This is a genomic window from Caldimonas mangrovi, from assembly GCF_023721835.1.
GTDB classification, from domain to species: domain Bacteria; phylum Pseudomonadota; class Gammaproteobacteria; order Burkholderiales; family Burkholderiaceae_C; genus Caldimonas; species Caldimonas mangrovi.
Genome location: NZ_JAMKFE010000005.1, coordinates 1 through 25,611, shown reverse-complemented (window position 1 = coordinate 25,611; position 25,611 = coordinate 1). Strand labels below are relative to the sequence as shown.

General features: G+C 65.1%; 24 protein-coding genes. 12 read left to right on the top strand and 12 right to left on the bottom strand.

Going from position 1 to position 25,611, the window contains the following annotated elements:
- Window positions 1-96: 96 nt before the first annotated feature.
- The 3 genes from hpnC to hpnE are packed head-to-tail and all read left to right on the top strand — an operon-like array spanning window position 97 to window position 3,060.
- Complete coding sequence (hpnC, locus tag M8A51_RS09595) at window positions 97-951, top strand: squalene synthase HpnC (protein WP_251778004.1); 855 nt, start codon at window positions 97-99, stop codon at window positions 949-951.
- Complete coding sequence (gene hpnD / locus M8A51_RS09590) at window positions 948-1,784, top strand: presqualene diphosphate synthase HpnD (RefSeq protein WP_251778003.1); 837 nt, start codon at window positions 948-950, stop codon at window positions 1,782-1,784. The genes hpnC and hpnD overlap by 4 nt, the downstream gene beginning before the upstream one ends.
- A 4-nt stretch (window positions 1,785-1,788) precedes the next feature.
- The gene (hpnE, locus tag M8A51_RS09585; RefSeq protein WP_251778002.1) at window positions 1,789-3,060 is read left to right on the top strand and encodes a hydroxysqualene dehydroxylase HpnE; all 1,272 of its coding nucleotides are present in this window, start codon (window positions 1,789-1,791) and stop codon (window positions 3,058-3,060) included.
- A gap of 3 nt (window positions 3,061-3,063) precedes the next feature.
- Here the strand turns inward: hpnE and M8A51_RS09580 are convergent, their stop codons facing one another.
- The 3 genes from M8A51_RS09580 to M8A51_RS09570 are packed head-to-tail and all read right to left on the bottom strand — an operon-like array spanning window position 3,064 to window position 6,328.
- Complete coding sequence (locus M8A51_RS09580; protein ID WP_251778001.1) at window positions 3,064-4,158, bottom strand: TIGR03790 family protein; 1,095 nt, start codon at window positions 4,156-4,158, stop codon at window positions 3,064-3,066.
- A gap of 28 nt (window positions 4,159-4,186) precedes the next feature.
- Entirely contained in the window at window positions 4,187-5,602 is a 1,416-nt protein-coding gene (locus M8A51_RS09575; RefSeq protein WP_251778000.1) for a lactate utilization protein B, read from the bottom strand.
- 3 nt (window positions 5,603-5,605) lie between these two features.
- Complete coding sequence (locus M8A51_RS09570; RefSeq protein WP_251777999.1) at window positions 5,606-6,328, bottom strand: (Fe-S)-binding protein; 723 nt, start codon at window positions 6,326-6,328, stop codon at window positions 5,606-5,608.
- Window positions 6,329-6,416: 88 nt separating this feature from the next.
- On the opposite strand from M8A51_RS09570, the gene M8A51_RS09565 reads away from it, so the two are divergent.
- Entirely contained in the window at window positions 6,417-7,184 is a 768-nt protein-coding gene (locus M8A51_RS09565; protein WP_251777998.1) for an IclR family transcriptional regulator, read from the top strand.
- A gap of 65 nt (window positions 7,185-7,249) precedes the next feature.
- On the opposite strand, the gene pbpG is transcribed toward M8A51_RS09565, so the two are convergent.
- From pbpG to M8A51_RS09535, 6 genes are all read right to left on the bottom strand, one after another.
- Window positions 7,250-8,305 (bottom strand): D-alanyl-D-alanine endopeptidase, encoded by a 1,056-nt coding sequence (pbpG, locus tag M8A51_RS09560; RefSeq protein ID WP_251777997.1) that lies wholly within the window; start codon window positions 8,303-8,305, stop codon window positions 7,250-7,252.
- A gap of 176 nt (window positions 8,306-8,481) precedes the next feature.
- Window positions 8,482-10,023, bottom strand: coding sequence for a 2-isopropylmalate synthase (locus tag M8A51_RS09555; RefSeq protein ID WP_251777996.1), 1,542 nt, complete (start codon window positions 10,021-10,023; stop codon window positions 8,482-8,484).
- Window positions 10,024-10,247: 224 nt separating this feature from the next.
- Entirely contained in the window at window positions 10,248-11,072 is an 825-nt protein-coding gene (pssA, locus tag M8A51_RS09550; protein WP_251777995.1) for a CDP-diacylglycerol--serine O-phosphatidyltransferase, read from the bottom strand.
- A gap of 254 nt (window positions 11,073-11,326) precedes the next feature.
- Window positions 11,327-12,343, bottom strand: coding sequence for a ketol-acid reductoisomerase (gene ilvC, locus M8A51_RS09545; RefSeq protein WP_251777994.1), 1,017 nt, complete (start codon window positions 12,341-12,343; stop codon window positions 11,327-11,329).
- 125 nt (window positions 12,344-12,468) lie between these two features.
- On the bottom strand, window positions 12,469-12,960 hold the full coding sequence (ilvN, locus tag M8A51_RS09540) for an acetolactate synthase small subunit (protein WP_251777993.1): 492 nt from the start codon (window positions 12,958-12,960) through the stop codon (window positions 12,469-12,471).
- A 157-nt stretch (window positions 12,961-13,117) separates the two neighbouring features.
- Complete coding sequence (locus M8A51_RS09535; protein ID WP_251777992.1) at window positions 13,118-14,911, bottom strand: acetolactate synthase 3 catalytic subunit; 1,794 nt, start codon at window positions 14,909-14,911, stop codon at window positions 13,118-13,120.
- A gap of 259 nt (window positions 14,912-15,170) precedes the next feature.
- Here M8A51_RS09535 and M8A51_RS09530 point away from each other — a divergent pair, with 259 nt between their 5' ends.
- From M8A51_RS09530 to M8A51_RS09505, 6 genes are read left to right on the top strand one after another with little or no spacing between them, the layout of a single operon-like run.
- Complete coding sequence (locus M8A51_RS09530) at window positions 15,171-15,737, top strand: RNA polymerase sigma factor (protein WP_251777991.1); 567 nt, start codon at window positions 15,171-15,173, stop codon at window positions 15,735-15,737.
- Window positions 15,734-16,171: a DUF3619 family protein gene (locus M8A51_RS09525; RefSeq protein ID WP_251777990.1), complete on the top strand. Its 438-nt coding sequence runs from the start codon at window positions 15,734-15,736 to the stop codon at window positions 16,169-16,171. Before M8A51_RS09530 ends, M8A51_RS09525 begins: the two co-directional genes overlap by 4 nt.
- Before the next feature lie 32 nt (window positions 16,172-16,203).
- A complete protein-coding gene (locus M8A51_RS09520) occupies window positions 16,204-16,914 on the top strand; it encodes a DUF3106 domain-containing protein (RefSeq protein WP_251777989.1) in 711 nt (236 codons plus the stop codon).
- A gap of 20 nt (window positions 16,915-16,934) precedes the next feature.
- Window positions 16,935-17,465 carry an RDD family protein gene (locus M8A51_RS09515; protein WP_251777988.1) on the top strand — a complete coding sequence of 177 codons (531 nt, stop codon included), beginning with the start codon at window positions 16,935-16,937 and terminating at the stop codon, window positions 17,463-17,465.
- 36 nt (window positions 17,466-17,501) lie between these two features.
- The gene (locus tag M8A51_RS09510) at window positions 17,502-17,882 is read left to right on the top strand and encodes a diacylglycerol kinase (RefSeq protein ID WP_251777987.1); all 381 of its coding nucleotides are present in this window, start codon (window positions 17,502-17,504) and stop codon (window positions 17,880-17,882) included.
- 18 nt (window positions 17,883-17,900) lie between these two features.
- Window positions 17,901-18,485, top strand: a complete 585-nt coding sequence (locus M8A51_RS09505; protein WP_251777986.1) for an LOG family protein — start codon at window positions 17,901-17,903, stop codon at window positions 18,483-18,485.
- A 64-nt stretch (window positions 18,486-18,549) separates the two neighbouring features.
- Here the strand turns inward: M8A51_RS09505 and M8A51_RS09500 are convergent, their stop codons facing one another.
- Together M8A51_RS09500 and M8A51_RS09495 are read right to left on the bottom strand one after the other, a co-directional pair.
- Window positions 18,550-18,888 (bottom strand): P-II family nitrogen regulator, encoded by a 339-nt coding sequence (locus tag M8A51_RS09500; protein WP_251777985.1) that lies wholly within the window; start codon window positions 18,886-18,888, stop codon window positions 18,550-18,552.
- A gap of 37 nt (window positions 18,889-18,925) precedes the next feature.
- Window positions 18,926-20,623, bottom strand: coding sequence for an NAD+ synthase (locus M8A51_RS09495; protein ID WP_251777984.1), 1,698 nt, complete (start codon window positions 20,621-20,623; stop codon window positions 18,926-18,928).
- On the opposite strand from M8A51_RS09495, the gene M8A51_RS09490 reads away from it, so the two are divergent.
- Together M8A51_RS09490 and M8A51_RS09485 are read left to right on the top strand one after the other, a co-directional pair.
- Window positions 20,617-21,837, top strand: coding sequence for a GNAT family N-acetyltransferase (locus tag M8A51_RS09490; protein ID WP_251777983.1), 1,221 nt, complete (start codon window positions 20,617-20,619; stop codon window positions 21,835-21,837). The genes M8A51_RS09495 and M8A51_RS09490 overlap by 7 nt on opposite strands.
- A gap of 2 nt (window positions 21,838-21,839) precedes the next feature.
- Window positions 21,840-22,652 carry a glycosyltransferase family A protein gene (locus M8A51_RS09485; RefSeq protein ID WP_251777982.1) on the top strand — a complete coding sequence of 271 codons (813 nt, stop codon included), beginning with the start codon at window positions 21,840-21,842 and terminating at the stop codon, window positions 22,650-22,652.
- Here M8A51_RS09485 and M8A51_RS09480 read toward each other — a convergent pair.
- Window positions 22,642-25,377 carry a M16 family metallopeptidase gene (locus M8A51_RS09480; RefSeq protein WP_251777981.1) on the bottom strand — a complete coding sequence of 912 codons (2,736 nt, stop codon included), beginning with the start codon at window positions 25,375-25,377 and terminating at the stop codon, window positions 22,642-22,644. The genes M8A51_RS09485 and M8A51_RS09480 overlap by 11 nt on opposite strands.
- Between the last annotated feature and the right edge of the window lie 234 nt (window positions 25,378-25,611).

Sequence of the window (25,611 nt, the reverse complement as noted above, 5' to 3'; positions counted from 1 at the left end):
TTGCGGGATGTCAAACCGCTGAGCATCGGTACTTGCCGTCGACCGATCACCGCCGCTTACAAGTGCCGCCAGGGCCGAGCGAGGACAATCGCCGCCGTGACCGTATCTGCCTACGAGCGCTTTCCCGTCGCCTCCGCCCTCTGCCCGCCCCGGTTGCGGCCCGCCGTCGCCGCGATCTACCGGTATGCCAAAACCGCCGACGACTTGGCCGACGAAGGTCCTCGTGCACCCCTGGAGCGCCTGACCGACTTGCAGGCTTACCGGGCCGATCTGCATGCCATCTATGAAGAGCGCTCGCCGTCGCCTCGCTGGCCCCAGGTGTTCGGCCCGCTGGCGCAGGCGTGCCGAGAGTTCGGGCTACCGCAGGCGCCCCTCGACGACCTGCTGAGCGGCTTCGAGCAGGACGTCGCGAAGAACCGCTACGTCAGCCAGGAAGAACTGCTGGAGTACTGCCGGCGCGCGGCCAACCCGGTGGGACGCCTGCTGCTGCAGGTCTACGGCATCCACGACGAACAAGCACAACACGAGTCGGACGCCATCTGCACCGGGCTGCAGCTTGCCAACTTCTGGCGCGACCTCAGCGTCGACACCCGTCGGGGCCGGCTTTATGTGCCGCTGGACGTGTGCCGCCGCCATCGCGTGCCGGTCGCCTCACTGATCGCGCAGCAGGAAACGCCGGCCACGCACGCGCTCGTGCGTGAGCTGGTCGAGTGGACGCGCGAGCTGCTGATCCAAGGTCTGCCGCTGTCGGCGCGGCTGCCCGGGCGGCTCGGGTGGGAGCTGAAGCTGGTCGTCCTGGGCGGCTTGCGGATTCTTGAGAAAATCGCCCGCCTGGACTACGCCACACTGCATGAGCGGCCGGCGTTGCGCGCTTGGGACGGCCCTTTGCTGCTGTGGCGCGCGCTGCGCCGGCGCATGCCCGCTCCGACGAACAACACCTCTCCCCGATGAACCCAGAAAAATACGTGCAGGACAAGGCGGCCGCCAGCGGGTCCAGCTTCTACTATGCGTTCCTCTTTCTGCCGCCTCCGCGGCGCGCAGCGATCACCGCTTTCTACGCTTTTTGCCGTGAGGTCGATGACGTCGTCGACGAGGTCAGCGACCCGAACGTCGCACAAGCCAAGCTGCTGTGGTGGCGCAAAGAGGTCGCGCAGGCCTACGCCGGACAGCCGAGCCACCCCGCCATGCACGCACTCGTTCCGCATGCCGCCGCTTACGGCATCGAAGCCGGGCACCTGCAGGCCGTCATCGACGGCTGCCAGATGGACCTCGAACAGACGCGCTACCTCGACTTCGCCGGGCTGCAGAAGTATTGCCACTTGGTCGCCGGCGTGGTCGGCGAGGTGGCTTCTGCCATCTTCGGCCGCACCGAGCCGGCCACCGTCGAATACGCGCACAAGCTCGGCCTCGCGCTGCAGCTGACCAACATCATCCGCGACGTCGGCGACGATGCGCGCCGCGGTCGCATCTATCTGCCGATCAACGAGTTGCAGCGTTTCGACGTGAAGGCGCATGAAGTACTCAACCGCGGCTACAGCGAGCGCTTCAAAGCGTTGATGAAGTTCCAGGCCGAGCGCGCACATGCCTTCTACGACGAGGCCTTCGCCCTGCTCCCCGAAGCCGACCGGCGCGCTCAGAAGCCGGGGCTGATGATGGCCCACATCTACCGCACGCTGCTGCGCGAAATCGAGCGCGAAAACTTCCAGGTGTTGCATCAACGCATCTCGCTGACGCCGCTGCGCAAACTGTGGATTGCGTGGCGCACGCACTGGCAGGGGCGGTAGGCCAGTGGCGAAACGACTGGCCGTCATCGGTGGCGGGTGGGCCGGTTGCGCGGCCGCCGTGCAGGCGGTCGACGAAGGCCATGACGTTGTCCTGTTCGAAATGGCGGAGCAGTTGGGCGGCCGCGCGCGCCGCGTCGACGTGGAAGGCTTTCCGCTCGACAACGGTCAGCACATCCTGATCGGTGCATGTACCGAGGCCCTGCGGTTGATGCGGCTGGTCGGCGTCAGGACGACGCTGGACATGCTGCGCACGCCGTTGCAGCTGATCTTCGCCGACGGCAGCGGCTTTTTCGTCGAGCCGGGCGCACCGCGATCGTCGCTCACGCGCGGCGTGCTGCGCCATGCCGACTGGAGTTTCAGCGAGAAGCTCTCGCTGCTGCGCGCGGGCGCGGCATGGATGGCCACGGGCTTTCGCTGCCCACCGGAGTGGACCGTCGATCGGCTGTGCGGGTCGCTTGCTCCCCGCGTGCGCGCGGAGCTGCTCGACCCCTTGTGCGTCGCGACGCTCAACACGTTGCCCGGTGAAGCCAGTGCCGCCGTCTTTTTGCGCGTGCTGAAGGACGGCGTGTTCAGCGCGGCCGGCGCCTCCGACCTCCTGCTGCCGCGCACCAACCTGAGCACGTTGTTTCCCGAGGCCGCGGCCGACTGGCTCCTGCAGGCAGGGGCCACGGTGCGGCTGTCGTGCCGCGTGGACCGCGTTGAATCGGAAGGCGTTGCGTGGCGCGTTGACGGCGAACGCTACGACGCCGTCGTGCTGGCCGCCTGCGCCCCCGAGGCAGCCCGGCTGGCGCAACGCGTTGCGCCGGACTGGGCGGCGTGTGCCGCAGCCCTGCGATTCGAGCCTGTCATCACGGTCTACATGCGCGGCGACGGCGCCCGCCTGCCAGTGCCGATGCTGGCGCTACATGCAGGTGCCGAAGCGCCTGCACGGTTCGTCTTCGATCACGGTCAACTCGATGGACCGCTCGGCCTGCTTGCCTTCGTCGTCAGCGCTGCAAGCCCATGGGCCGAGCGCGGGCTCGATGCGACGGCCCAGGCCGTCCTGCAACAGGCCGAACGCGAACTCGGCCGCCTCTACCGCCCGCCGCTACGTCTCGTACGCACGATGCTTGAGGCACGCGCCGCGCTGCGCTGCACGCCGCAGTTGCAGCGGCCTGGCGCTTCGATAGCCCAAGGCCTGTGGGCTGCGGGTGACTATATCGAGGGCCCCTACCCCGCCACGCTGGAAGGCGCAGTTCGGTCCGGCGTGCATGCCGCCCGTCTCGTGCTCGCGTGACGCTCAGCGAGCGAACGGCGCTGCCAGGGGCTCGCCAATGAACAGCCCCTGCTGCGGCCACGCGACGCTCTTCCAGTAGGCCTCGATGGCGGTGCTGCCCTGCAGGTAGTGCAGCAGCAGCACCTGCGGGTGGGGAAATTTCTGCAGGTGATTGCAGGGTTCGCTCACGGTGCCGTAGCTGGCAGTGGCACCCGCCGCGATCCAGGCCAGCACGCTCATCTGCCCCTGCCCGCCCTCGAGCCAGCCGCCGAAGGACGTCAGATGGTCGGCCAGCGCGCCGGGGACGAATTCGATGTCGTCGAGCCCCGACACTCGCGAAGCACCGGTCAGATACAGCAGCACGCGGTCGTCCGGCGAAGGTGGCTGGTGCACCCCGGAGCGTATTTGCACCCCCAAGCGTGGCAGTGTGCCGCTGGGCGGGAACAGTCGCTGCCGCACTGACCTCACCCGGTCGTCGGTCACTTCGAAATGCGCGATCACCGGTGGCGCACCGCGCAGCCCGAGCCGGCCGTCCGCCGCGACACCCCGCTCGATCAAGGTTTTCGCGGCCTCGACATTCGACGCCGCCAGCAACATCGAGGGCCGCAGCGCGTGGTCGGTGGCCGGGCGCGCGGACGCCGAGTTGAAGTAGGTCGACGGCTGCGACGGCGCGCACGTGCGGCGGCACAAGCCAGCGTCGAAGCCGAGCGCCAGCGCCCCTGTGATGGAATGGCACGCGACGGCATACGGCTGGCGCCATGCGAGCGCGAGCGCCTGGATCGGGCCGTCGCCGGGCGTTCCGAAGTGTTCACGCACCTGGGCCGCGAGTTGCTCGAATTCGGTGGCGGTCAGCGCCGGTTTCACCGGCAACTCCACCCGCAGGATCTGCTCCGGCTTCAACTGCCGCGCCTGCGCGTAGAAGGCACCGACCTCGACGGAATACGGGTCAGCGGTGTTGATCACCAACCCGAGTTCCGCCGGCGCCAGCCTTCCCCGCACACGCGGCGCCTTGATCCAGGTTGCGGCAGCCGTGGGGGCCGAAGCTCCGCTCGCCGTCGAAACCGGGCGCTCCTGTGCCGCCGAGACCACCGGCAACAACGCCACGCTCAGAGCCAGCATGCGGGCAAGCCGCCTCCGCCTGCCCGCATCAGCGCCGGCGCTCAGCGTAGAGCTCCTTGAAGGTCATGCCAGCCGGGGACGGCATGTCGCGCGTCGCGGTCCAGGCCGAGCCGAACGGCAGCCTGCGGATGCGGCCGCCTTCGCTCAGCCATCTGAGAAGACGCACGCCCACCCGACTCATCGCCCGGTACAGCCGGGGCCGCTGCGCGGCGTAGCCCCAAGCTCGCAACGCGAAGCGCTCGCGCCACGGCCTCAGGCCGCGCTCGAACTGGCGCTCGCGCAGCTTGCGCAACAGGTCCGGCAGCGGGATCTTCATCGGACACACGACGTGGCACTGCCCGCACATCGTGGCGGCCTGAGGCAGGTCCAGCGTCTTCTCGAGCCCGACGTAGCTCGACGTCAGCACCGAGCCCATCGGGCCGGGGTAGACCCAGCCGTAGCTGTGCCCGCCGATCTTCTGGTAGACCGGGCAGTGGTTCATGCAGGCCCCGCAACGGATGCAGCGCAGCATTTCCTCGAAATCGCCTCCCAGCAGACCGGTGCGTCCGCCATCGACGAGGATGAAGTACATGTGCTCGGGCCCATCACGGTCATCGGCTCCGCGCGGCCCCGTCAGCAACGAGAAGTAGTTGCTGATGACTTGGCCTGTGGCCGAGCGCGGCAGCAATCGCATCACCGTCGCCAGGTCTTCCAGCGTCGGCAGCACCTTTTCGACGCCGGTGATCGCGACATGCACGCGCGGCACCGCCGTGCACATGCCTTCGTTGCCCTCATTCGTGACGAGGGCGACCGATCCGGTTTCAGCGATGAGGAAGTTGCCTCCTGTGATGCCCATTTCGCTGGCGAGGAAGCGCGATCGCAGCACTTCGCGCGCTTCGCGTGTCATCTCGGGGATTTCGGGCACCCGCCCCGACTCGCGCGGCAGCTGATGCGTCTTCACGAAGAGCTGATAGATCTCTTCCTTGTCCTTGTGCACCACCGGGGCGATGATATGACTCGGCGGTTCGCTGTCGTTGATCTGCAGGATGTACTCGCCGAGGTCGGTCTCGGTCACCTGCACACCGGCGGCTTCCAGCGCCTTGTTGAGCGCCATCTCCTCGGTCACCATGCTCTTGGTCTTGGTGGCACGCCGCACCTCGTGCTGGCGTGCAATCTGCACGACCAGCGCAGCCGCCTCGGCCGGCGTTTCAGCCCACAGCACGGAGGCACCGCGCCGTGTCGCCTCACGTTCGAAGCGCTCCAGCCACACATCGAGCTTCGCAAGCGCCGCCTTGCGCCGGCGCACCGCCTCGTCACGAATGATCTCGAACTCCTGCAGTTCGCGCACTGCCTCGGCCCGCGCCGTAACGAACTTCGTCGACAGCTTCTTAAGGTTCTTCTGCAGGCGCTGGTCGGCCAGCCGCTGGCCGGCGCGCGCCTGGAAATGCATCGATTGGACCTGCACGCTTCAGCACTCCCCTGCCAGGATCTCGGCGATGTGGATCACGCGGGTGCTCTCGTTGCCCCGGCGCCGCAGCCGGCCTTCGATGTTCAGCATGCAGCCCAGATCGCCGAGGACGACCGCCTGCGTGCCGCTGGCAACGATGTGCTCGCACTTCTCATCGACAATCGCCGACGAAATGTTGCCGTACTTCACCGAGAAGGTCCCGCCGAAACCGCAGCACTGCTCGCAGTGCTCCATTTCCTTCAGCGTCGCGCCGGTCAGCTTCAGCAGCGCACGCGGCTGCTGCTTGACCCCCAATTCCCGCAAGCCCGCGCAGGAGTCGTGATACGTCACGGCGCCCTCGAAGCGCCCCGGCACGCTCGCGACGCACGCCACCTCTGTCAGGAACTGCGCCAATTCGTAGACCTTGGGCTGCAGCTGCGCGTAGCGGTAGCTGAGTTCCGGATCGTCGGCGAACAGGTCAGCGTAGTGCGTGCGCACCATCCCGCCGCACGAGCCTGACGGCATCACGACATAGTCGTGGCGCTCGAACTCGTCGAGCAGCTTGCGCGCCAGTGCCTGCGCCGTCTCGCGGTCGCCCGAGTTGTACGCCGGCTGGCCGCAGCAGGTCTGCGCCATCGGCACCTCGACCTCGAAGCCCGCCGCCTCGATCAGCCGCACAGCGGCCAGCCCGATTCCGGGACGCATGAGATCCACCAGGCAGGTGATGAAAAAACCGACTTTCATGCCGGTCGATTATGGGTGCGCGCCTCGTGCTTGGCACCCGAGGTTTTCGCGATGCAAAAAACGCCCAAACTGAGAGAAAATCTCTCACATGAAAAAGACCGAGGGCAGTTCCCCTACCATCCAGGTCCTGGAGCGGATGTTTTCACTGCTGGATGTGCTTGCCGCACACCAGGATCCCGTCTCGTTGAAGCAGATCAGCGAGCAAACGGGCCTGCACCCGTCGACCGCACACCGCATCCTGAACGACCTTGCACTCGGCCGCTTCGTCGACCGGCCCGAGGCCGGCAGCTATCGGCTCGGCATGCGGCTGCTGGAACTGGGCAACCTGGTGAAAGCGCGGCTGGACGTGCGCGATGCCGCGCTGGCGCCGATGCGCGAATTGCACAAGCTGACGCACCAACCGGTCAACCTGTCGGTACGCCAGGGCGATGAAATCGTCTACATCGAGCGCACTTACAGCGAGCGCTCCGGCATGCAGGTGGTGCGCGCTGTCGGTGGGCGCGCGCCCTTGCACCTGACCTCCGTCGGCAAGCTCTTCCTGGCCAACGACGACCCGCAGCGGGTGCGCGCCTATGCGACCCGGACCGGTCTCGCCGGGCACACGCGCAACAGCATCACCGACCTGGCGGCGCTGGAGCGCGAGTTGTCGAAGGTCAAGCAGTACGGCACCGCGCGCGACAACGAAGAACTGGAGCTGGGCGTGCGCTGCATGGCCGCCGGCATCCATGACGACCAGGGCAAGTTGGTGGCCGGGCTGTCGATCTCGGCGCCTGCCGACCGCCTGGAGGAAAGCTGGATGGAGCGCCTGACGGCGACGGCAGCGCAAATCTCCGCGTCACTTGGCCACCGGCGCTGAAGCGCCGGAAAACGAACAAGCCCGGCGGCGGCCGGGCTTGCGCTGATCGATCTTCTGGAGCTGGGTCACGAGGTGACGCGGGGCAACACTTCGGTATCCGGCATCTCCGGCTCTTCGGACAACGACAGCTCTTCGAGCCACTTGCGCACCCGCTCGGCATCGCCGATGCGGGAATAGCGGCCTGTCGAGTCCAGGAACACCATGATCAGCTTGCGTCCCGCCAACTGGGCCTGCATGACCAGGCAACGCCCTGCTTCAGAGATGTAGCCCGTCTTCTGCAGGCCGATCTCCCAGGTCGGATTGAACACCAGCCCGTTGGTATTGCGGTACTGCAGGTGGCGCTTGCCGACCGCCACCTCGTACTCCGGGGAGGTCGAGAGTTCACGGATCAAGGGGTAATGGTGCGCAGTTTTCACCAGGGTTGCCAGATCCCGGGCGCTCGATTGATTGCGGCTCGACAGGCCCGTCGGCTCGACGTAGCGCGTATCTTGCATGCCCAACTCGGCCGCCTTGTGGTTCATCGCGGTAACGAAAGCCGCCAAGCCGCCGGGAAAGTGCCGACCGAGTGCATTGGCAGCCCGGTTCTCGGACGACATCAACGCCAGGTGCAGCATCTCACCACGAGTGAGCTCCGTGCCGAGCGCCAGCCGTGAGCTGCTGCCCTTCTCGGTGTCGATATCTTCCGCCGTGATCGTGAGGACTTCGTCGAGCGGCTGTTGCGCCTCGATGACGACCAGCGCGGTCATCAGCTTGGTCAGAGACGCGATCGGCAGCACCGCCTGGGAATTCTTGCTGAGCAGGACCTCATTGGTCTCCTGGTCGAGCACCAGCGCAACGCTGGATTTCAGATCGAGGGGGTCTGCCGTCTCATGCAGACCATAGACCTGCCCATACGACAACCGCGCGGGAACGACGACCGAGGCACGGCGCACATTCGCGCCCCCCCGGGCCGCCGAGCGCACACGCTGCTTGGCGCGGCTCGACGCCTTCACCCGAACCGCCCGGTTGACCGAGGTCGACCGCTTGCCGGCCGGCTTTTTGGCCACGCTGGTCGCGGTGGCCCGTTTCGATTCGGACTTCTTGGCCGCCGCTGCGGCCGAGGCCGAGCCGGTGGCCAACATGCATGCGACCATCAGTGAAGCCCACCAACGAAACCCGAACAACTTGCCCAACGCCGACACGGCAACCTCCAACAGCTTGGCGAACCGAGTGTAGGCGAAGGGAAAAAGCCGCGCAAGATCAAAAACTTACACGTTCTTTCTCAAGTCTCGGGTGAACGTCAAAAATTCACACCGGGTCAACCCTGAGCCGCCACGCGTTCGGACTTGCTGTGCAACTTGTTCAGCGCCGCCAGATAGGCCTTGGCCGACGCCACCACGATGTCCGGATCCGCACCGACACCGTTGACGACCCGCCCGCCATGCTGCAGCCGGACCGTCACTTCACCCTGCGATTCTGTGCTGCCAGAGGTGATTGCATTGACCGAATAGAGGAGCATTTCGGCGCCACTTTGCACCTTGGTCTCGATCGCCTTGAGGCTCGCATCAACCGGGCCGTTGCCGTCGCTTTCGGCGTGAAACTCCTGCTCGCCGACGGCAAACGCCACTTTGGCATGTGGCCGCTCCCCCATTTCGGAGCGTTGCGACAGTGCCAACAGCCGATAGTGCTCGTGTTCGCTGGTCACGCTCTCGTCGCTCACCAACGCGATGATGTCCTCGTCGAAGATCTCGCTCTTGCGGTCTGCCAGTTCCTTGAACTTGGCGAACGCAGCGTTGATCTCGCTTTCGGAATCGAGTTCGATCCCCAACTCCTGCAGACGCTGCTTGAATGCATTGCGGCCCGACAGCTTGCCCAGCACGATCTTGTTGGCCGCCCAGCCGACGTCCTCGGCACGCATGATCTCGTAGGTGTCTCGCGCCTTCAGCACGCCGTCCTGGTGAATGCCCGAAGCATGCGCGAAGGCGTTCGCACCGACCACGGCCTTGTTCGGCTGCACGACGAAGCCCGTTGTCTGCGACACGAGCCGCGAGGCCGGCACAATTTGCGAGGTATCAATCCCGAGTTCCAGCCCGAAGTAGTCGCGCCGCGTGCGCATCGCCATCACCACCTCTTCGAGCGCGCAGTTGCCCGCGCGCTCGCCCAGGCCGTTGATCGTGCATTCGATCTGGCGTGCACCGCCGATCTTCACGCCGGCCAGCGAGTTCGCGACGGCCATGCCGAGATCGTTGTGGCAGTGCACCGACCACACCGCCTTGTCGGCGTTGGGAATGCGCTCGCGCAGCGTCTTGATGAAGTTGCCATAGAGCTCGGGAATCGCATAGCCGACGGTGTCAGGGATGTTGATCGTCGTTGCGCCCTCGGCAATCACGGCCTCGAGCACCCGGCACAGAAAGTCGACTTCCGAACGGTAGCCGTCCTCAGGCGAGAACTCGACGTCGCCCGTCAGGTTCTTCGCGAAGCGCACCGCCAGCTTGGCCTGCTCGAACACCTGATCAGGCGTCATGCGCAGCTTCTTCTCCATGTGCAACGGGCTGGTCGCGATGAAGGTATGGATGCGTGCCGAGCGGGCGCCCTTCAGCGCCTCGGCCGCGCGGGCGATGTCGCGATCGTTGGCGCGAGCCAGCGAACACACCGTCGACTCCTTCACCACGTCCGCAATCGCCTTGACCGCCTCGAAGTCGCCGTTGGAAGAGGCAGCGAACCCCGCCTCGATCACGTCGACACGCATCCGCTCGAGCTGGCGGGCGATCCGCAGCTTCTCGTCCTTCGTCATCGAGGCGCCGGGCGACTGCTCGCCGTCACGCAAGGTCGTGTCGAAAATGATCAGCTTGTCGGCCATGATGAACTCCGTATGTGGATGCCGGGATTGCGAGAACCAATGCAAAACGGCCCGCCAGCTGTGCGCTTGCGGGCCGTTGATGCTTGAAAACCTAGACGTGTCTCATCAGCGCGCCCGAAGCACTCCTAGAAGTCCTAGCGAGATGGCGGCCATGTGTATCGACATGGCGGCCAATATACCACGCACGCAACCGGTACAACGACGCGCGGCAACTCCCCGGCGGCTCACTGATGCAGGCCCTTCTCGTCGGGCTCTTCGGTCGACGTCGCGATCACGCTGACGGGCGTGCCCTTCGACTTGCGGATCGCATAGACCACATAACCCGACACCCCATAGACAACAAACAGCCCGAACAGCACCCGCGGCGGGTCGTAGGCCACGACGGCGAAGCCGAGCGCGATCGCGACGATCACAATGAACGGCACGGTCCGCTTGAAGCTCACGTCCTTGAAGCTGTAGAACGGCACGTTGGTCACCATCGTCAGCCCGGCATAGACGGTGAAGCCGAAGGCCGTCCAGGCCAGCCACGCGATGTGCTCGACCCCCTTGTAGCCCATGTCGTCCATCACCCAGACCAGCCCGATCACCATCGCGGCAGCAGCCGGGCTGGGCAGACCCTGGAAGAAGCGCTTGTCGACGACGCCGATGTTGGTGTTGAAGCGCGCCAGCCGCAGCGCGGCCCCCGCGCAGTAGACAAAGGCCGCGAGCCAGCCCAGCTTGCCGAGGCCTTGCAGCGCCCACTCGTAGATTATGAGCGAGGGCGCAGCGCCGAAGGACACCATGTCCGACAAACTGTCCATCTGCTCGCCGAAGGTGCTCTGCGTGTTGGTCATGCGCGCGACCCGGCCATCGAGGCTGTCGAGTACGGCCGCGCTGAAGATGCCGACAGCCGCCAGGTCGAAACGCCCGTTCATTGCCATCACAACCGCGTAGAAGCCGGCGAACAGCGCCGCCAGCGTGAACAGGTTCGGAAGGATGTAGATGCCCTTGCGGCGGGGCCGTATCACCTCGGCGGAGGGGCTCGGCTGAGGATCCTGCATATCGTTCATGTCGGTCTTCCGGCGTGGAAGGAAGAGAACGCGCGGCGCCCGCGTGAGGCCCGCGCCCGTTCAGCCGCCGTCACAGCGCGTCGGCTGCGTCGGCGCTCGTTCGAGGTCTCGCCTCCGAGTAGCTAGCAAAGGGTGCGCCCGCACCGGAGCACCAGGGTCGCCATACTGGAAAGGTCATGGGCGCGAGAATACAACAGCCCCGCAACAAAAAAGCCGCGGACGGGGCCGCGGCTTTTCGTCGCACCGTGTGGCGATCAGTTCTTCGACTGGTCGACCAGGCGGTTTTTCTTGATCCACGGCATCATCGCGCGCAGTTGCTCGCCGACCACCTCGATCTGGTGCTCGGAAGTCAAGCGACGGCGGGACAACAGCGTCGGAGCGCCGGCCTTGTTCTCGAGGATGAAGCTCTTCGCGTATTCGCCGGTCTGGATGTCCTTCAGGCACTGACGCATGGCGTTCTTGGTCTCCTCGGTCACGACGCGCGGGCCGGTGACGTATTCGCCGTATTCGGCGTTGTTGGAGATCGAGTAGTTCATGTTCGCGATGCCGCCTTCGTAGATCAGGTCGACGATCAGCTTCAGCTCGTGCAGGCACTCGAAATACGCCATCTCGGGCGCATAACCGGCTTCCACGAGAGTCTCGAAGCCCGCCTTGATCAGCTCGACGGTGCCGCCGCACAGTACCGCCTGCTCGCCGAACAGGTCGGTCTCGGTCTCTTCGCGGAAGTTGGTCTCGATGATGCCGGCCTTGCCGCCGCCGTTGGCCGCGGCATAGCTCAACGCCAGGTCGCGCGCCTTGCCGGTCTTGTCGGCATGCACCGCGATCAGGTGCGGCACGCCGCCCCCTTGGCTATAAGTCGAGCGGACCGTGTGGCCCGGTGCCTTCGGCGCGACCATCCACACGTCGAGGTCGGCACGCGGAATAACCTGGCCGTAGTGCACGTTGAAGCCGTGCGCAAAGGCCAGCGACGCGCCCTGCTTGATGTTCGGCTCGACTTCGTTCTTGTAGACGCCGGCGATCTGCTCGTCGGGTAACAGGATCATCACGACGTCGGCAGCCTTCACCGCCTCGGCGATCTCTGCCACCTTCAACCCGGCCTTCTCGGCCTTGGCCCAGGATGCGCCGCCGCGGCGCAGGCCGACAGTGACCTTCACGCCGCTGTCGTTCAGGTTCTGTGCATGGGCGTGGCCCTGCGAGCCGTAGCCGATGATCGTGACGTTCTTGCCCTTGATCAGGCTCAGATCGGCATCCTTGTCGTAATAGACCTTCATGAATTTCTCCAACTTGTATTCGTGAACAGGTGACCGAGCGACCGCGTGAACGAGTGCCAACCGCGTCGAATGCCCCACCTCACATGTTCACCGCATCACCTGTCCACTCGTTCACGGTAAGGGGTTCAGACGCGCAGGATGCGCTCGCCGCGGCCAATGCCGCTGGTGCCGGTGCGCACGGTCTCGAGGATCGAGGTGCGATCGATCGCCTCGATGAAGGCGTCGAGCTTGCTCGCGTCGCCGGTGAGTTCGATCGTGTAGGTCTTCTCGGTCACGTCGACGATGCGCCCGCGGAAGATATCGGCCATGCGTTTCATCTCCTCGCGCTCCTTGCCGACCGCGCGCACCTTGATGAGCATGAGTTCGCGCTCGGTGTAGCTGCCCTCGGTCAGGTCGACGACCTTCACCACCTCGATCAGCCGGTTCAAGTGCTTGGTGATCTGCTCGATCACGTCGTCCGAGCCGGTCGTGACGATCGTCATGCGCGATAGCGACGGGTCTTCGGTCGGTGCGACCGTGAGGCTCTCGATGTTGTAGCCGCGGGCCGAAAACAGGCCCACCACGCGGGAGAGAGCGCCCGGCTCGTTCTCCAGCAGCACTGCGATGATGTGTTTCATGTGTCGTTGTTCGCGCTCTTCAGGCCGGCGGCGGTAACCGCAGGCCCTTGGCCACGCCTTTCGATCGATGGAAAGATTCGTCCGAGCCTTGTGGACTGTCCACCCGGCGCCTGGCGCCCCGCGGTAACGGGTGCACCCTTGCCGGGCTTGCCAGCCTTCAGAGGTCCTCGGATCCCAGCAGCATCTCCGTGATGCCCTTGCCCGCCTGGACCATCGGCCAGACGTTCTCGGTCGGATCGGTACGCACGTCGAGGAAGACCGTGCGGTCCTTCAGCTTCATCGCCTCGCGCAACGCGGGCTCCACGTCCTGCGGCCTCTCGACCAGCAGCCCGACGTGGCCATACGCCTCGGCGAGCTTCACGAAGTCGGGCAGCGCATCCATGTAGCTGTGCGAGTAGCGGCCGCCATAGTCGAGCTGCTGCCACTGGCGCACCATGCCGAGATAGCCGTTGTTCAGCGACACGACCTTCACCGGCGTCTGGTATTGCTGGCAGGTCGACAGCTCCTGGATGCACATCTGGATCGAACCCTCGCCGGTGATACAGAACACGTCGGCATCGGGCTTGGCGAGCTTGATGCCCATCGCATACGGCAGGCCGACGCCCATCGTGCCCAGGCCGCCCGAGTTGATCCAGCGACGCGGCTCCTCGAAGCGGTAGAACTGCGCAGCCCACATCTGATGCTGGCCGACATCGGACGTGATGTACGTCTCGCGATCCTTTGTCAGCTCCCACAACGTCTCGACCACGTACTGGGGCTTGATGACCTCGGTGGAACGCTTGTACTTCAGGCACTCACGCTTGCGCCATTCGTTGATCTGCCCCCACCACGCCGACAAAGCCTGCGCCTCGGGCCGCGACTGCTGCTCCTTGATCTGAGCGATCAACTCTTGCAGCACGTCCTTCACGTCGCCGACGATAGGGATGTCGACCTTCACGCGCTTGGAGATCGACGACGGGTCGATGTCGACGTGAATGATCTTGCGCTCGACCGACGAGAAATGCTTCGGATTGCCGATCACGCGGTCATCGAAGCGCGCCCCCACGGCCAGCAGAACGTCGCAGTTCTGCATGGTCATGTTGGCTTCGTAGGTACCATGCATGCCCAGCATGCCGAGGAACTTCGGATCGCTCGACGGATAGGCGCCCAGCCCCATCAGCGTGTTGGTGCAGGGGTAACCCAGCAGGTCGACGAGTTCGCGCAACTCGGCCGACGCATTGCCGAGAATCACGCCGCCGCCGGTGTAGATGTACGGCCGGCGCGCGCTCATCAGCAATTGCACCGCCTTGCGGATCTGCCCGCCATGGCCCTTGCGCACCGGGTTGTACGAGCGCATCTCGACCGTGTCGGGGTACTCGAAGGCCGTGGTCTTCAGCGACACGTCCTTCGGGATGTCCACCACCACCGGGCCGGGGCGACCGGTGCGTGCGATGTGAAAGGCTTTCTTCAGCGTTCTGGCCAAGTCACGCACGTCCTTTACGAGGAAGTTGTGCTTGACGATCGGGCGTGTGATGCCGACGGTGTCGCACTCCTGGAAGGCGTCGAGGCCGATGGCAGGGGTCGGCACCTGCCCGGTCACGATCACCATCGGGATCGAGTCCATGTAGGCGGTCGCGATGCCGGTGATCGCGTTCGTCACGCCCGGGCCCGAGGTGACCAGCGCCACGCCGACTTCACCGGTGGCTCGCGCATAGCCGTCAGCCGCGTGGACCGCGGCCTGCTCGTGCCGCACGAGCACGTGCTCGATCGTCTTCTGCTTGTAGAGCGCGTCGTAGATGTAGAGGACCGCACCTCCGGGGTAGCCCCAGATGTACTTGACGTTCTCCTCCTGGAGGCAGCGCACCAGGATGTCGGAGCCGTTCAGCTCTTCTTGATGAGATGTATTTTGCGGGGAGGCTTTGCCATCCGTCGAGGCGGCGGCACGCTTGAGTTCCGCGGCAGACATGTCCATTTCGAACCTTTCTGAATTTCTCTAACGAAAAACGATCGGTGCTCCTTTCCGCGCCCTCGTGAGGCGGGTGTGGAGCCTGCGCGGTCATGAACGAGGAGGCCCAGGTCGGGCGTCCGAGTCGAGACCCGTATGTTGTGCAAAGCAGCATTATGGCATTGCGGCGCACTTTTACGCGCTCTGGCCGCCGGGTTTCCGCGTAGTTACGGTGCAATGCGATAATTTTTCGGTTGCCCTTCCGGTGCGCCCGCACCCTCTGCCTTTGGCCAGCGAACGAGAACTGTCTGATTTCCTCAAGAGCGTCGACAAGCGGGCCTTCAAGCGGGTGCTCTACGCCGTGCGCGACGCCGACGCTGCACTGGATATCGTGCAGGATGCCATGATTCGGCTGGCCGAAAAGTACGGCGACCGCCCGACGGCAGAATTGCCCCTGCTGTTCCAACGTATCCTTTCCAACGCCACCACCGACTGGTTTCGCCGTCAGAAGGTGCGTGACGCCGTGGTTCAAAGCTTTTCGAGCTTCGAGTCGAGCGATCCGGACGGAGACTTCGATCTGCTTGAAACGCTGGAATCGCTCGATGCGTCGGCTGGCACGGAAAGCGCTTCCGACTCGGTGTCGCGCCTACAGCTCCTGCGCACCATCGAGATCGAGGTGGAGAAGTTGCCTCCGCGTCAACGCGAGGCGTTTTTGATGCGTTACTGGGAAGAGCTCGACGTCGCCGAGACTGCTGCTGTCATGGGCTGCTCGGAAGGCAGCGTCAAGACGCACTGCTCCAGAGCGGTGCATGCCTTGGCGCGCGCCCTGAGAGCCAAGGGAATCGCACCATGAAATCACTGTCGCCCCAGCAAACCGCCGAACTCGAAGCGCTCGAAGCTCGCTTTGCGCTGCGCCTGGGTTCGGCTCTGTCCGAATCCGCCGCGCAGTTGCCGGCCGATGTCTCCGAGCGCCTGCGCTTCGCTCGCGAGCAGGCGCTCGGCCGTCGCAAACATGCAAAACCGGAGGTTGCCTCCGAGGTGGTCGCCATGGGGGCGGCCACTGCGCTCGTCGGGGGACAGGCGCCCAGGCGCCTGTTGTGGCTCATCGCCTCCGCGCTACCGTGGCTGCTGCTCTTCGCCGGCCTGTTCTTCATTCACGAGGGGCATCTGGCACGTCAGGTGAAGGATGCGGCAGACATCGACGCCGCGCTACTCGCCGACGACCTGCCGCCCGCCGCCTACGCCGATCCCGGGTTCGCGGCCTTCCTGAAATCCCCGCACCGATGACGCGACGATCCCGGTGCCGACCCACGGCGGCCGTGCTGCTGAGCACGGCGCTGCTGGCGGCGCTCGCGTGCGTGCCGGCGACTGCCCAGCCGAAGCGAGCCACCGCCGAGCCGACAGTGACCGAAGGACAGTCCTGGAGGGAGCTGACTCCCGCGCAGCGCCTGGCCCTGGGTCCGCTGGAACGCGAGTGGCCGCGCATCGATGCGGCGCGCAAGCGCAAATGGCTGGAGATCGCTGCGCGATTCCCCTCCATGAATGCTCAGGAACGGGCTCGACTCCAGGACCGCATGACCGAGTGGGCACGGCTGTCGCCCCAGGAACGCCTCACCGCCCGCATGAATTATCGCGAAGCGAAGGACGTGTCGCCGCAGGAGCGTCTCAGCAGCTGGGAGGCCTATCAGGCGCTCAGCGAGGACGAACGCAGGCAACTGGCGCGCAAGGCTGCGCGCGAGCGGGCTGCCAACGCCAAGAAGCCTGCGGGAAAAGCCGCTTCAAAGGGCGGCGCGCAGCAGGCAAAATCCGCCTCACCACCGAAGCCGGTGGCACCCGCAGTGCTGCAAGCCCGGCCGGGCGCTACCACCACCTCCATCACCAAGCGCCCGGCTCCGCCGTGGCACCAGCAGCCAGGCATGCCCAAGATCGCCGCCACACCCCAGTTCGTCGACTCTCACACCCTGCTGCCTAAAGTAGGTCCGCAGGCCGTCGCCCCGTTGCCTGCCGCTTCCGCTCCGCGCCGCAAATGACGGTGCCCGGTCCTGCCGGAATGATGCCCGCCACGGCACGGCAAGTCGCGCCGCCGCTGCGTCGGCGGCTGGCCTGCTTTCTCTACGAAAGTGTGCTGCTGTTCGGCGTCACCTTCACGGCCGCACTTGTCTATTCCGTGGCCGTCAACCAGCAGCATGCGCTGCGGGGCCGCCTGGGGCTTGCCGCTGTGCTGTTCGTCGTGGCCGGCATTTACTTCGTATGGCTGTGGACGCACTCGGGCCAGACGCTCGCCATGCAGACATGGCGCATCCGCGTGCTCACCGACAGCGGGCAGCCGCTGGGCGTGAGCCGCGCCGTTGCCCGCTTCGCATGCAGTTGGGTGTGGTTCGTCCCGCCGCTGTTGGCCGCCTGGCAACTCGGGTACACGCGCAGCGGCGGCCTCGTTTTCGTGGCCATCGCGGGGTGGATACTCTTCTACGCCGTACTCTCCTTCCTGCACCCGCGACGGCAGTATTGGCACGATGCGCTATGTGGCACGCAACTCGTCTCATGGGAGCCCGCGTTCGCGACATCTGGGACCCCGACATGACAAGGCATTGACATCGTGCAGACCCAGAATCCCGGCATGGACAACCCGTACAAGGGCCGCACGGGCCTGGCACGCGTTCTGTATGCCACCCGCTATTCGTGCGAGGGACTGAAGACCGCCTACCAAGGCGAGAGCGCGTTTCGCCAGGAAGCCTGGCTCGCTGCCTTGATGCTGCCCGCCGCCTGGTGGGTGGGCCGGTCATGGGTGGAAGTGGCTTTGCTCGCCGGCTCGGTCATGCTGGTACTGGTCGTCGAACTGCTCAATTCCGCCGTCGAAACCGCCATCGATCGCGTCTCGTTCGAACTTCATCATCTGTCCAAGCGGGCCAAGGACCTGGGCAGCGCAGCTGTCTTCCTTTCGGTCCTCAGCTGTTCAGGCGTCTGGCTGGCGGCGCTTTACCAGCGCTTCGTCGCCTGAAGGAAGACGGACATTCACATGGCTGTTTTTTCTGTCTGTGTTTACTGCGGCTCGCGACTCGGTGCCTCGCCGGCCTACGAGCAGATCGCATGGGAAGCAGGCACCCTGATCGGCCGCATGGGCTGGCAGCTCGTCTACGGTGGCGGCCGCGCCGGCTTGATGGGTTGCATCGCCGATGCCACGCTGGCCGCCGGCGGGACGGCCATCGGCGTGATTCCCCAAGCCCTGCTCGATCGGGAGCTCGGCCACCGCGGCCTGACGGAGCTGCACATCGTGCAGACGATGCACGAGCGCAAGAAGATGATGGCCGAGCGGGCTGACGCCTTTCTGGCGCTACCCGGCGGCATCGGCACCTTCGAGGAGCTTTTCGAGGTGTGGACATGGCGCCAGCTCGGCTACCACGACAAGCCGCTCGGACTGCTCAACACCGGCGGCTACTACGACGGGCTGCTTGCCTTCATGCAACACACGATGCAGGAAGGCTTCGTTTCATCGTCGCAGGTCGAACTGCTGCAAGTCGACGACACCGCCGATGCGCTGCTCGCCCGGCTGGCCGCCGCCGCAGCAGCAGCAACGGGTCCGGACGACTACGAGCGCATCTGAGCCAGATGCAGAGAAGCCCGCTGTCGCGGGCTTCCTGCGGGTGTGCGCCCCCCCCCCCCCCCGCTCAGACTGCAGCTTCGTCCGTCTCGCCGGTGCGGATGCGCACCACCTGCTCGACGGCCGTCACGAAGATCTTGCCGTCCCCGATCTTGCCTGTCTTGGCCGCCTTCACCACTGCCTCGATGCAGCGCTCGACGTCGTCGTCCTTGACGACCACCTCGACCTTCACCTTGGGCAGAAAGTCGACGACGTACTCGGCACCACGGTAGAGTTCGGTGTGTCCCTTCTGACGGCCGAAGCCCTTCACCTCGGTCACCGTGAGGCCCGTCACGCCGACCTCGGCCAGCGCTTCGCGCACTTCCTCGAGCTTGAAGGGTTTGATGATGGCGGTGATCTGTTTCATGTCGGCTCCGTGGTTCTGAACAGGTTTCACCGGTAGTTTAAGCGCGGAACTTCGACGTGATCGGATAACGCCAGTCGCGCCCGAACGCGCGGTGGGTGATACGAATGCCGACCGGTGCCTGCCGGCGCTTGTACTCGTTGATCTTCAGCAGCCGGGTGACCCGCTCGACGTCTGCCGATTCGTAGCCCGCACCGACAATGTCCTCGATGCTCTGGTCCTCTTCCATGTAGCGCTGCATGATGGCGTCCAGTACCTCGTACGGTGGCAGGCTGTCTTGGTCCGTCTGGTCGAGCCGCAGTTCGGCGGATGGGGGCCTCGTGATGATGCGCTCGGGAATCACGGGCCCCTTCGAGCCGTCCGCTCGTGGCGCCGGCTGCCGGTTCTTCCATTCGGCCAGTCGGTACACCAGTGTCTTGGCCACGTCCTTGATGACGGCAAAACCGCCAGCCATGTCGCCATAAAGGGTGCAGTAGCCAGTCGCCATTTCGCTTTTGTTGCCTGTTGTCAGCACGATGGAACCGTATTTGTTCGATAGAGCCATCAACAGGGTGCCGCGGATGCGCGCCTGGATATTCTCTTCAGTCGTGTCCTCGGGCAGGCCCTCAAACTCGCCTGCCAAGCTGGAACGGAACGCGTCGAACATGGGGCCGATCGGGATTTCGTCATAGCGCACGCCCAACCGCGTTGCCATGTCGCGAGCATCGACCCAAGAAATGTCGGCCGTGTAGCGCGACGGCATCATCACCGTGCGCACCCTGTCGGCGCCGAGTGCGTCGACGGCCACCGCCAACACCAGCGCCGAGTCGATGCCGCCCGACAGGCCGATGATCGCTCCCGGAAATCCGTTCTTGCCGATATAGTCGCGCACTCCGGTGACCAGCGCAGCCCAGGCCTGCGATTCGAGTTCCGGTACCGCTGCCACAGGGCCCGACAGCCTGCCGCCACCGACCTCGACCACCAGCAGGTGTTCCTCGAACATCGGCGCACGCGCACCGATACTGCCATCGCAGTTGACAGCAAACGACGCGCCATCGAAGACCACCTCGTCCTGACCACCCACTTGGTGCGCATAGAGCACCGGCATGCCGGACTCCCGCGCACGGTCAGCCATGCGCTGCTCTCGCTCATGCACCTTGCCGAGGTGATACGGTGACGCATTGAGCACCAGCAACACGTCCGCGCCGGCTCGACGCGCGGCGAGGGCAGGTTCCACAAACCAAGCGTCCTCGCAGATGTTCAGACCGAAGCGCACACCGCCGACGTCGAACGCCACCGCTTCACACCCGGCGTCGCGGCCCGACGCGAAATACCGCCGCTCATCGAAAACCTGGTAGTTCGGCAGCTCCCGCTTAGCGTAGGTCGCGACCACGCGGCCCCCTTCGAGCACCGAGGCCGCGTTGAAGCGCCGCTGCACGGCGATCGACTTGGTCCTAACATCGCCCTGCTCGCCCCTCTGATGCGGATGACCCACCACGACATGCAGCCCCGGCAGATCGCCCAGCGCCGCCGCACAATCGCTGACCGCCTGTGCGCACGCCTGCATGAAGGCCGGACGCAGCAGCAAGTCCTCAGGCGGATAGCCGCAGATCGAGAGCTCGGGCGTCACGACGAGGCGCGCACCTTGGGCATAGGCGGCGCGCGCCATGTCAACAATCTTGCGCGTATTGCCGACAAGATCGCCGACCGTCGCATTGAACTGGGCGACCGCAGCCTTCACGGTAGTTTGGGATGACATCGAAGAAAGCAGAAGCGACAAACGCCGAAGAAAACCACAAGGGGGAGGCGCCGGACGATTATGTCATTCGCCTCCACCACGATGTGGCGAGTGTGGACGCGCCGGGCTGGGACGCGTTGCTGGCCGCGTCGCTTCGCCCCACGCCCTTCCTGTCGCATGCCTATCTCGATGCGCTGCACGCTTCAGGCAGCGCCACCGAGGACGCCGGTTGGGCCCCGCATTTCCTCACGCTGGAGAGGACCGGCAAGCTGGTGGCCGCCTGCCCCCTTTACCTGAAGGCCCACTCTTACGGCGAATACGTGTTCGACTGGGCTTGGGCCGATGCTTACGAGCGGCACGGCCTCGCGTACTACCCGAAGCTGCTCGCCGCGGTACCCTTCACGCCTGTTCCCGGCTCGCGTCTGTTGGCCCGTGATGCCCCCGCACGCCGCGCACTGCTGGCGGCGATCGAGAGCATCGCGCGGGACAACGACCTGTCCTCGGCCCACTTGTTGTTCGTCGACGAGGCAGATCTCGAGGCTGCGGGCACGCAGGGCTGGCTGATACGCAGCACTGTGCAGTTCCACTGGCGCAACCGTACGCCATTGCCGTATCGCGACTTCGACGAGTTCCTTGCGGGATTGCAACGCGACAAGCGCAAAAAGATTCTGCAGGACAGGCGCCACGTCGCCGATGCCGGCATCGAATTTTCCGCGTTGACAGGCGCGGACATCACCCAGCCCGACTGGGATTTCTTCTACGAGTGCTATGGCGCCACCTACCGCGCCCACCACTCGACGCCCTACCTGACGCGCCGCTTCTTCGCCCTGATGTCCGAGCGCATGCCCGAGCACTGGCTGCTGTTCATCGCAACGCGGGGTGGACGCCGTATCGCATCGTCGCTCGTCGCTCTGGATCCGCGGCACCGCCGTGCCTTCGGTCGCTACTGGGGCGCGCTGGAATGGGTGCCCTGCCTGCACTTTGAAGCCTGCTACTACCAACCGCTCGCTTGGTGCATCGAGCACGGTTACGAGGCCTTCGAAGGTGGTGCGCAGGGCGAGCACAAGATGGCACGGGGATTGATGCCGGTACAGACGTGGTCCGCACACTGGCTTAGCCACCCGGTGTTCTCCGACGCCGTCGCGCGCTTCCTCGAGCGCGAGGGCCAGGGCGTGCAAGCGTATGTCGACGAACTCGCCGAGCGCTCGCCGTTCAAGAGCGAACCGGGACGGTGAGCATGGCGGCCCCCTTCTTCGCGGTCGTCACGGCCTGCTTCGACGAGCCCCTTTCCGTACTTCAGCGCTGTCTCGACAGCGTGAGTGCCCAGCAAGTGGAGTGGCCTGTGCGCCAGTACCTCGTCTGCGACGACCCGGCGCGTGAACTGCCCACAGCCCGGGGGCTCGTCCGACTGAACCTGCCGCACCGCTATGACGACTGCGGCGACACGCCACGCCACATCGGTGCGCAGCTCGCGTTGCGAGGTGGTTGCACCGGACTGATGTTCCTCGATGCCGACAACCTGCTCGACAACACCCACCTTGCGCAGGCACACGCACTGCACCGCAGCAGCGGCGCTCCGGTGGTGGTGGCCCGGCGTCGCCTCCTGCGGCCAGATGGATCCCTTCTCCCGCTGGCCAGCCTCGAGGACCGGGAACTCCTCCATGTGGATACCAACTGCTTCGTGCTGTTCGGCGCGGCCCTGCACGAAGTCATTCGCTGGGCCACGGTGCCGCGCGAACTCGCATGCATCGGCGACCGCGTCTTCTGGGAACAACTGCGCGCCAAAGGCCTGCCACATGTCGCACTCGAGGCACCCACCGTCGGCTACACCTGCCGCTGGGCCGCTGCGTACGAGGCCCTTGGAGAACCACCGCCACCGGAAAGCAAACGCCTGGAGCCGCTGCTGGTGCGGCTGGCATGGTGGTGGACTGATCTCGACGCCGACCGCAGGCACTCACTGCAAGAGCATCTGCCTCCTAAGGTGATCGACTGGCTGGATGCGTACGCAGCTCAGTTGGGGAACCTGCAGCGCAACGCTCTCACTCCTTGAAATCGCCGCCCGCACCGATGACAAATCGCTCCGGCTGCAGGTACTTCCGCAAGGCAGCGTTGACGTCCGCCACAGTCAGCTGGGCCAGCGCCTCGTCGACGCGCTGCGAAACGAGAAAGTCCCGCCCGAGATAGAGATTCTCGACCAGCGCCGCCGCCAGGTTACGGTCCTGGGCGCGGGACAGCCGGCGGAAATTCAGCAGCCCCTGCCGTCCCTGCTCAAGCTCCTGCTGGGTGAAGCCGCGCTCCAGCGCCCGGTCGATCTCCTCGCGCATCGCGGTCTCGACACGCTTGAGGTTCTGTGGCGCGAAGATGGCGCTGGCGCTCCAGACGGAATAGGGCTCCCAGACATTCCACTCGACCATCGAGTAGACGCTGTAGGACAGGCCTTCCGCTTCGCGCACCCGGGCCCACAGACGCGAATTGCCGCCCTGACCGAGCAGGTAGTTGGCCATGGTCAGCGCCGGGTAGTCGGGGTGCATCTCCTTTACCGGCATGGCCAGGCCGATGCGCAAATAGGCATTCTGGCGGTCAGGGGTGCGCACCACGACGCGTTCGGGCGCCACCTCCACGAAAGGCCGAGTGACGCGCGCGTACGGTTCTTTCGCACGCCAGGAACCGAATCCGCTCTCGAGTGCAGCGCGGACGGCCCGGGCGTCGAGATCACCCACCGCGGAGAACTGTCCATGCGAGGCCGCATAGAAGCGGCGGTGGAAGGCCCGAATATCGTCTTGCGTCACGCGTTCCAGAGCGCGGCGCCGCTCGTCGAACGACGGCACGTGCCGCACATCGTGCTGCGGATAGGGGCTGAAACGCTGATCGAGCAGCAGGTCGACCTGGGCTTCCGGATCCTTCCGCTCCGACTCCAGCGCCGCCAGCGCCTGCTGTCGAATTTCCTCCAGTCCATCGGCCGGGAACGACGGCCTCTGCAGCAATTCGGACACGAGCTCAATCACCTGGGGCAGGTACTGGCGCTTCGTCGTGATCGAGACCGCAACCCCGGTCGCGCTGCCGGCGATCGATACTTCTGCTCGCAGTTCATCGAGCCGGTCCTGGACTTGCTGGCGCGACAACCGGGCCGTGCCTTTGTCGAGCAAGGCAGCAGTCAGTTGCCCCACTGTGGACAGGTTCTGCAAGCTCTGCTCCGTGCCGAAACGCAGGCGCAGCTCGGCGCGCACCATGGCGCCGCGCGTGCCTTTCGGCAGCACCGCGGCTTGCAGACCGCTATCGAGGGTGAAGCGCTCGGTGCGCCGTTCGATGTTCCCCGGCGTGGCATCGAATGCCTCGACCTCCACAGCGGCGGGATCGCCGACATATCCCTGCAGTAGCGCGCTCACATCCACTCGTGCCGGCGCTGGCGCGCGTTGCGGATCTTCGGTCGGGATATACGTTGCGAGGGTACGATTCGAGCGCAGCAGGCGCTCCTTGGCGACACGCTGCACGTCGGCGACATCGACCATACGGATCCGGTCCCGTGCCAAGAAGAACAATCGCCAGTCACCTGCGGCAATCGCCTCGGACAGGGCCACGCCGACGCGCTCGGGGTCGGAGAAGGTCATGTCCCAGTCCTTGAGCCATTTGGTGCGAGCGCGCTGCAGTTCCTCCTGCGTTACCGGCGTCTGCGCGAACGATTCGACAGTCGCGAGGAGCGCCTCCTGCGCCTGCTTCACCTCCTGACCTGCGCCCAGCTGAGCGCCATAGACGGCAAAGCCCGGATCGGCCAGCGCCTGAGTGAAGCCGAAGACACCGGCGGCAAGTTTGGCATCGACGAGTGCTCGGTGCAGCCGCCCCGACGGTGTGTCGGTCAGCAGCAGGTCGAGCATCTCCACCGCCGCGTAGTCAGGATGCGCCCCCGGGGGAACGTGGTACATCGCATAGACCATGGGCGCCCCCCCGACGCGACGTAGCGTCACGCTGCGTTCGCCATCTTGCGCGGGATCCAGGGAATACAGTGCCGGCAGTTTCCGTTCCGGCTTGGGCAGCTTGCCGAACGATTCGGCGACCCAGCGCAGCACCTGCGCCGGTTCAAACCGGCCCGCGACGATCAAGGTGGCATTGTCGGGCTGGTAGTAGCGCCGATAGAACGCTTGCAGGCGCTCGATGTCGACGTTCTCGACGTCACTGCGGGCACCGATCGTGCTTTTGCCGTAGTTGTGCCACTGGTACATGGCCGCCAAGCCCTTCTCCAACAGGATACGGCCCGCACTGTTCTCCCCTCGCTCCATCTCGTTGCGCACCACCGTCATCTCGGTATCGAGGTCTCGCTTGGAGATAAAGCTGTTTACCATCGCATCCGCCTGCCAGCCGAGATACCAGCGCAAATTCGCGTCGTCGGCCGAGAAGCTCGCAAAGTAGTTCGTTCGATCAAGCCAAGTCGAGCCGTTCGCCCGCAACCCGCGCTTGGTGAACTCTGCCCAAACATCGCGATGGCGAGGTGAGCCCTTGAAAATCAAGTGCTCAAGCAGGTGCGCCATACCGGTTTCGCCGTAGTTCTCGTGCCGCGAGCCCACCCGATAGGTAAGATTCACCGTGGTGGTCGGCTTTGAAGCATCCGGCGCGAGCAGCACCTGGAGACCGTTGGCAAGGCGGTATTCGTTGATACCTTCTACCGATACGATTTCCTTGATGCCTGACGGCAGATTCTTTTCTTTCGCCGTCTGCGCGCTCACGGGCAGTACGAACGCGAGCATCAAGGTCGAAACAAGGACGAACAGGCGACGGAGCATCAACACCCTCGAACGGTAGACATGGTGCCAGTAAGAGTCCTGCCAACAGCGAGCGTTCCACGCCAAGCAGAAATCAGCGAGTGTTGATTCTCTTTTGTCAGAACCTAAAAGCAAAAACCCCCTGCATTCACTGGGAATGAGGGGGTTTGCTGGTGTAATAGCCTGACGATGTCCTACTTTCACACGGGAATCCGCACTATCATCGGCGCTGAGGCGTTTCACTGTCCTGTTCGG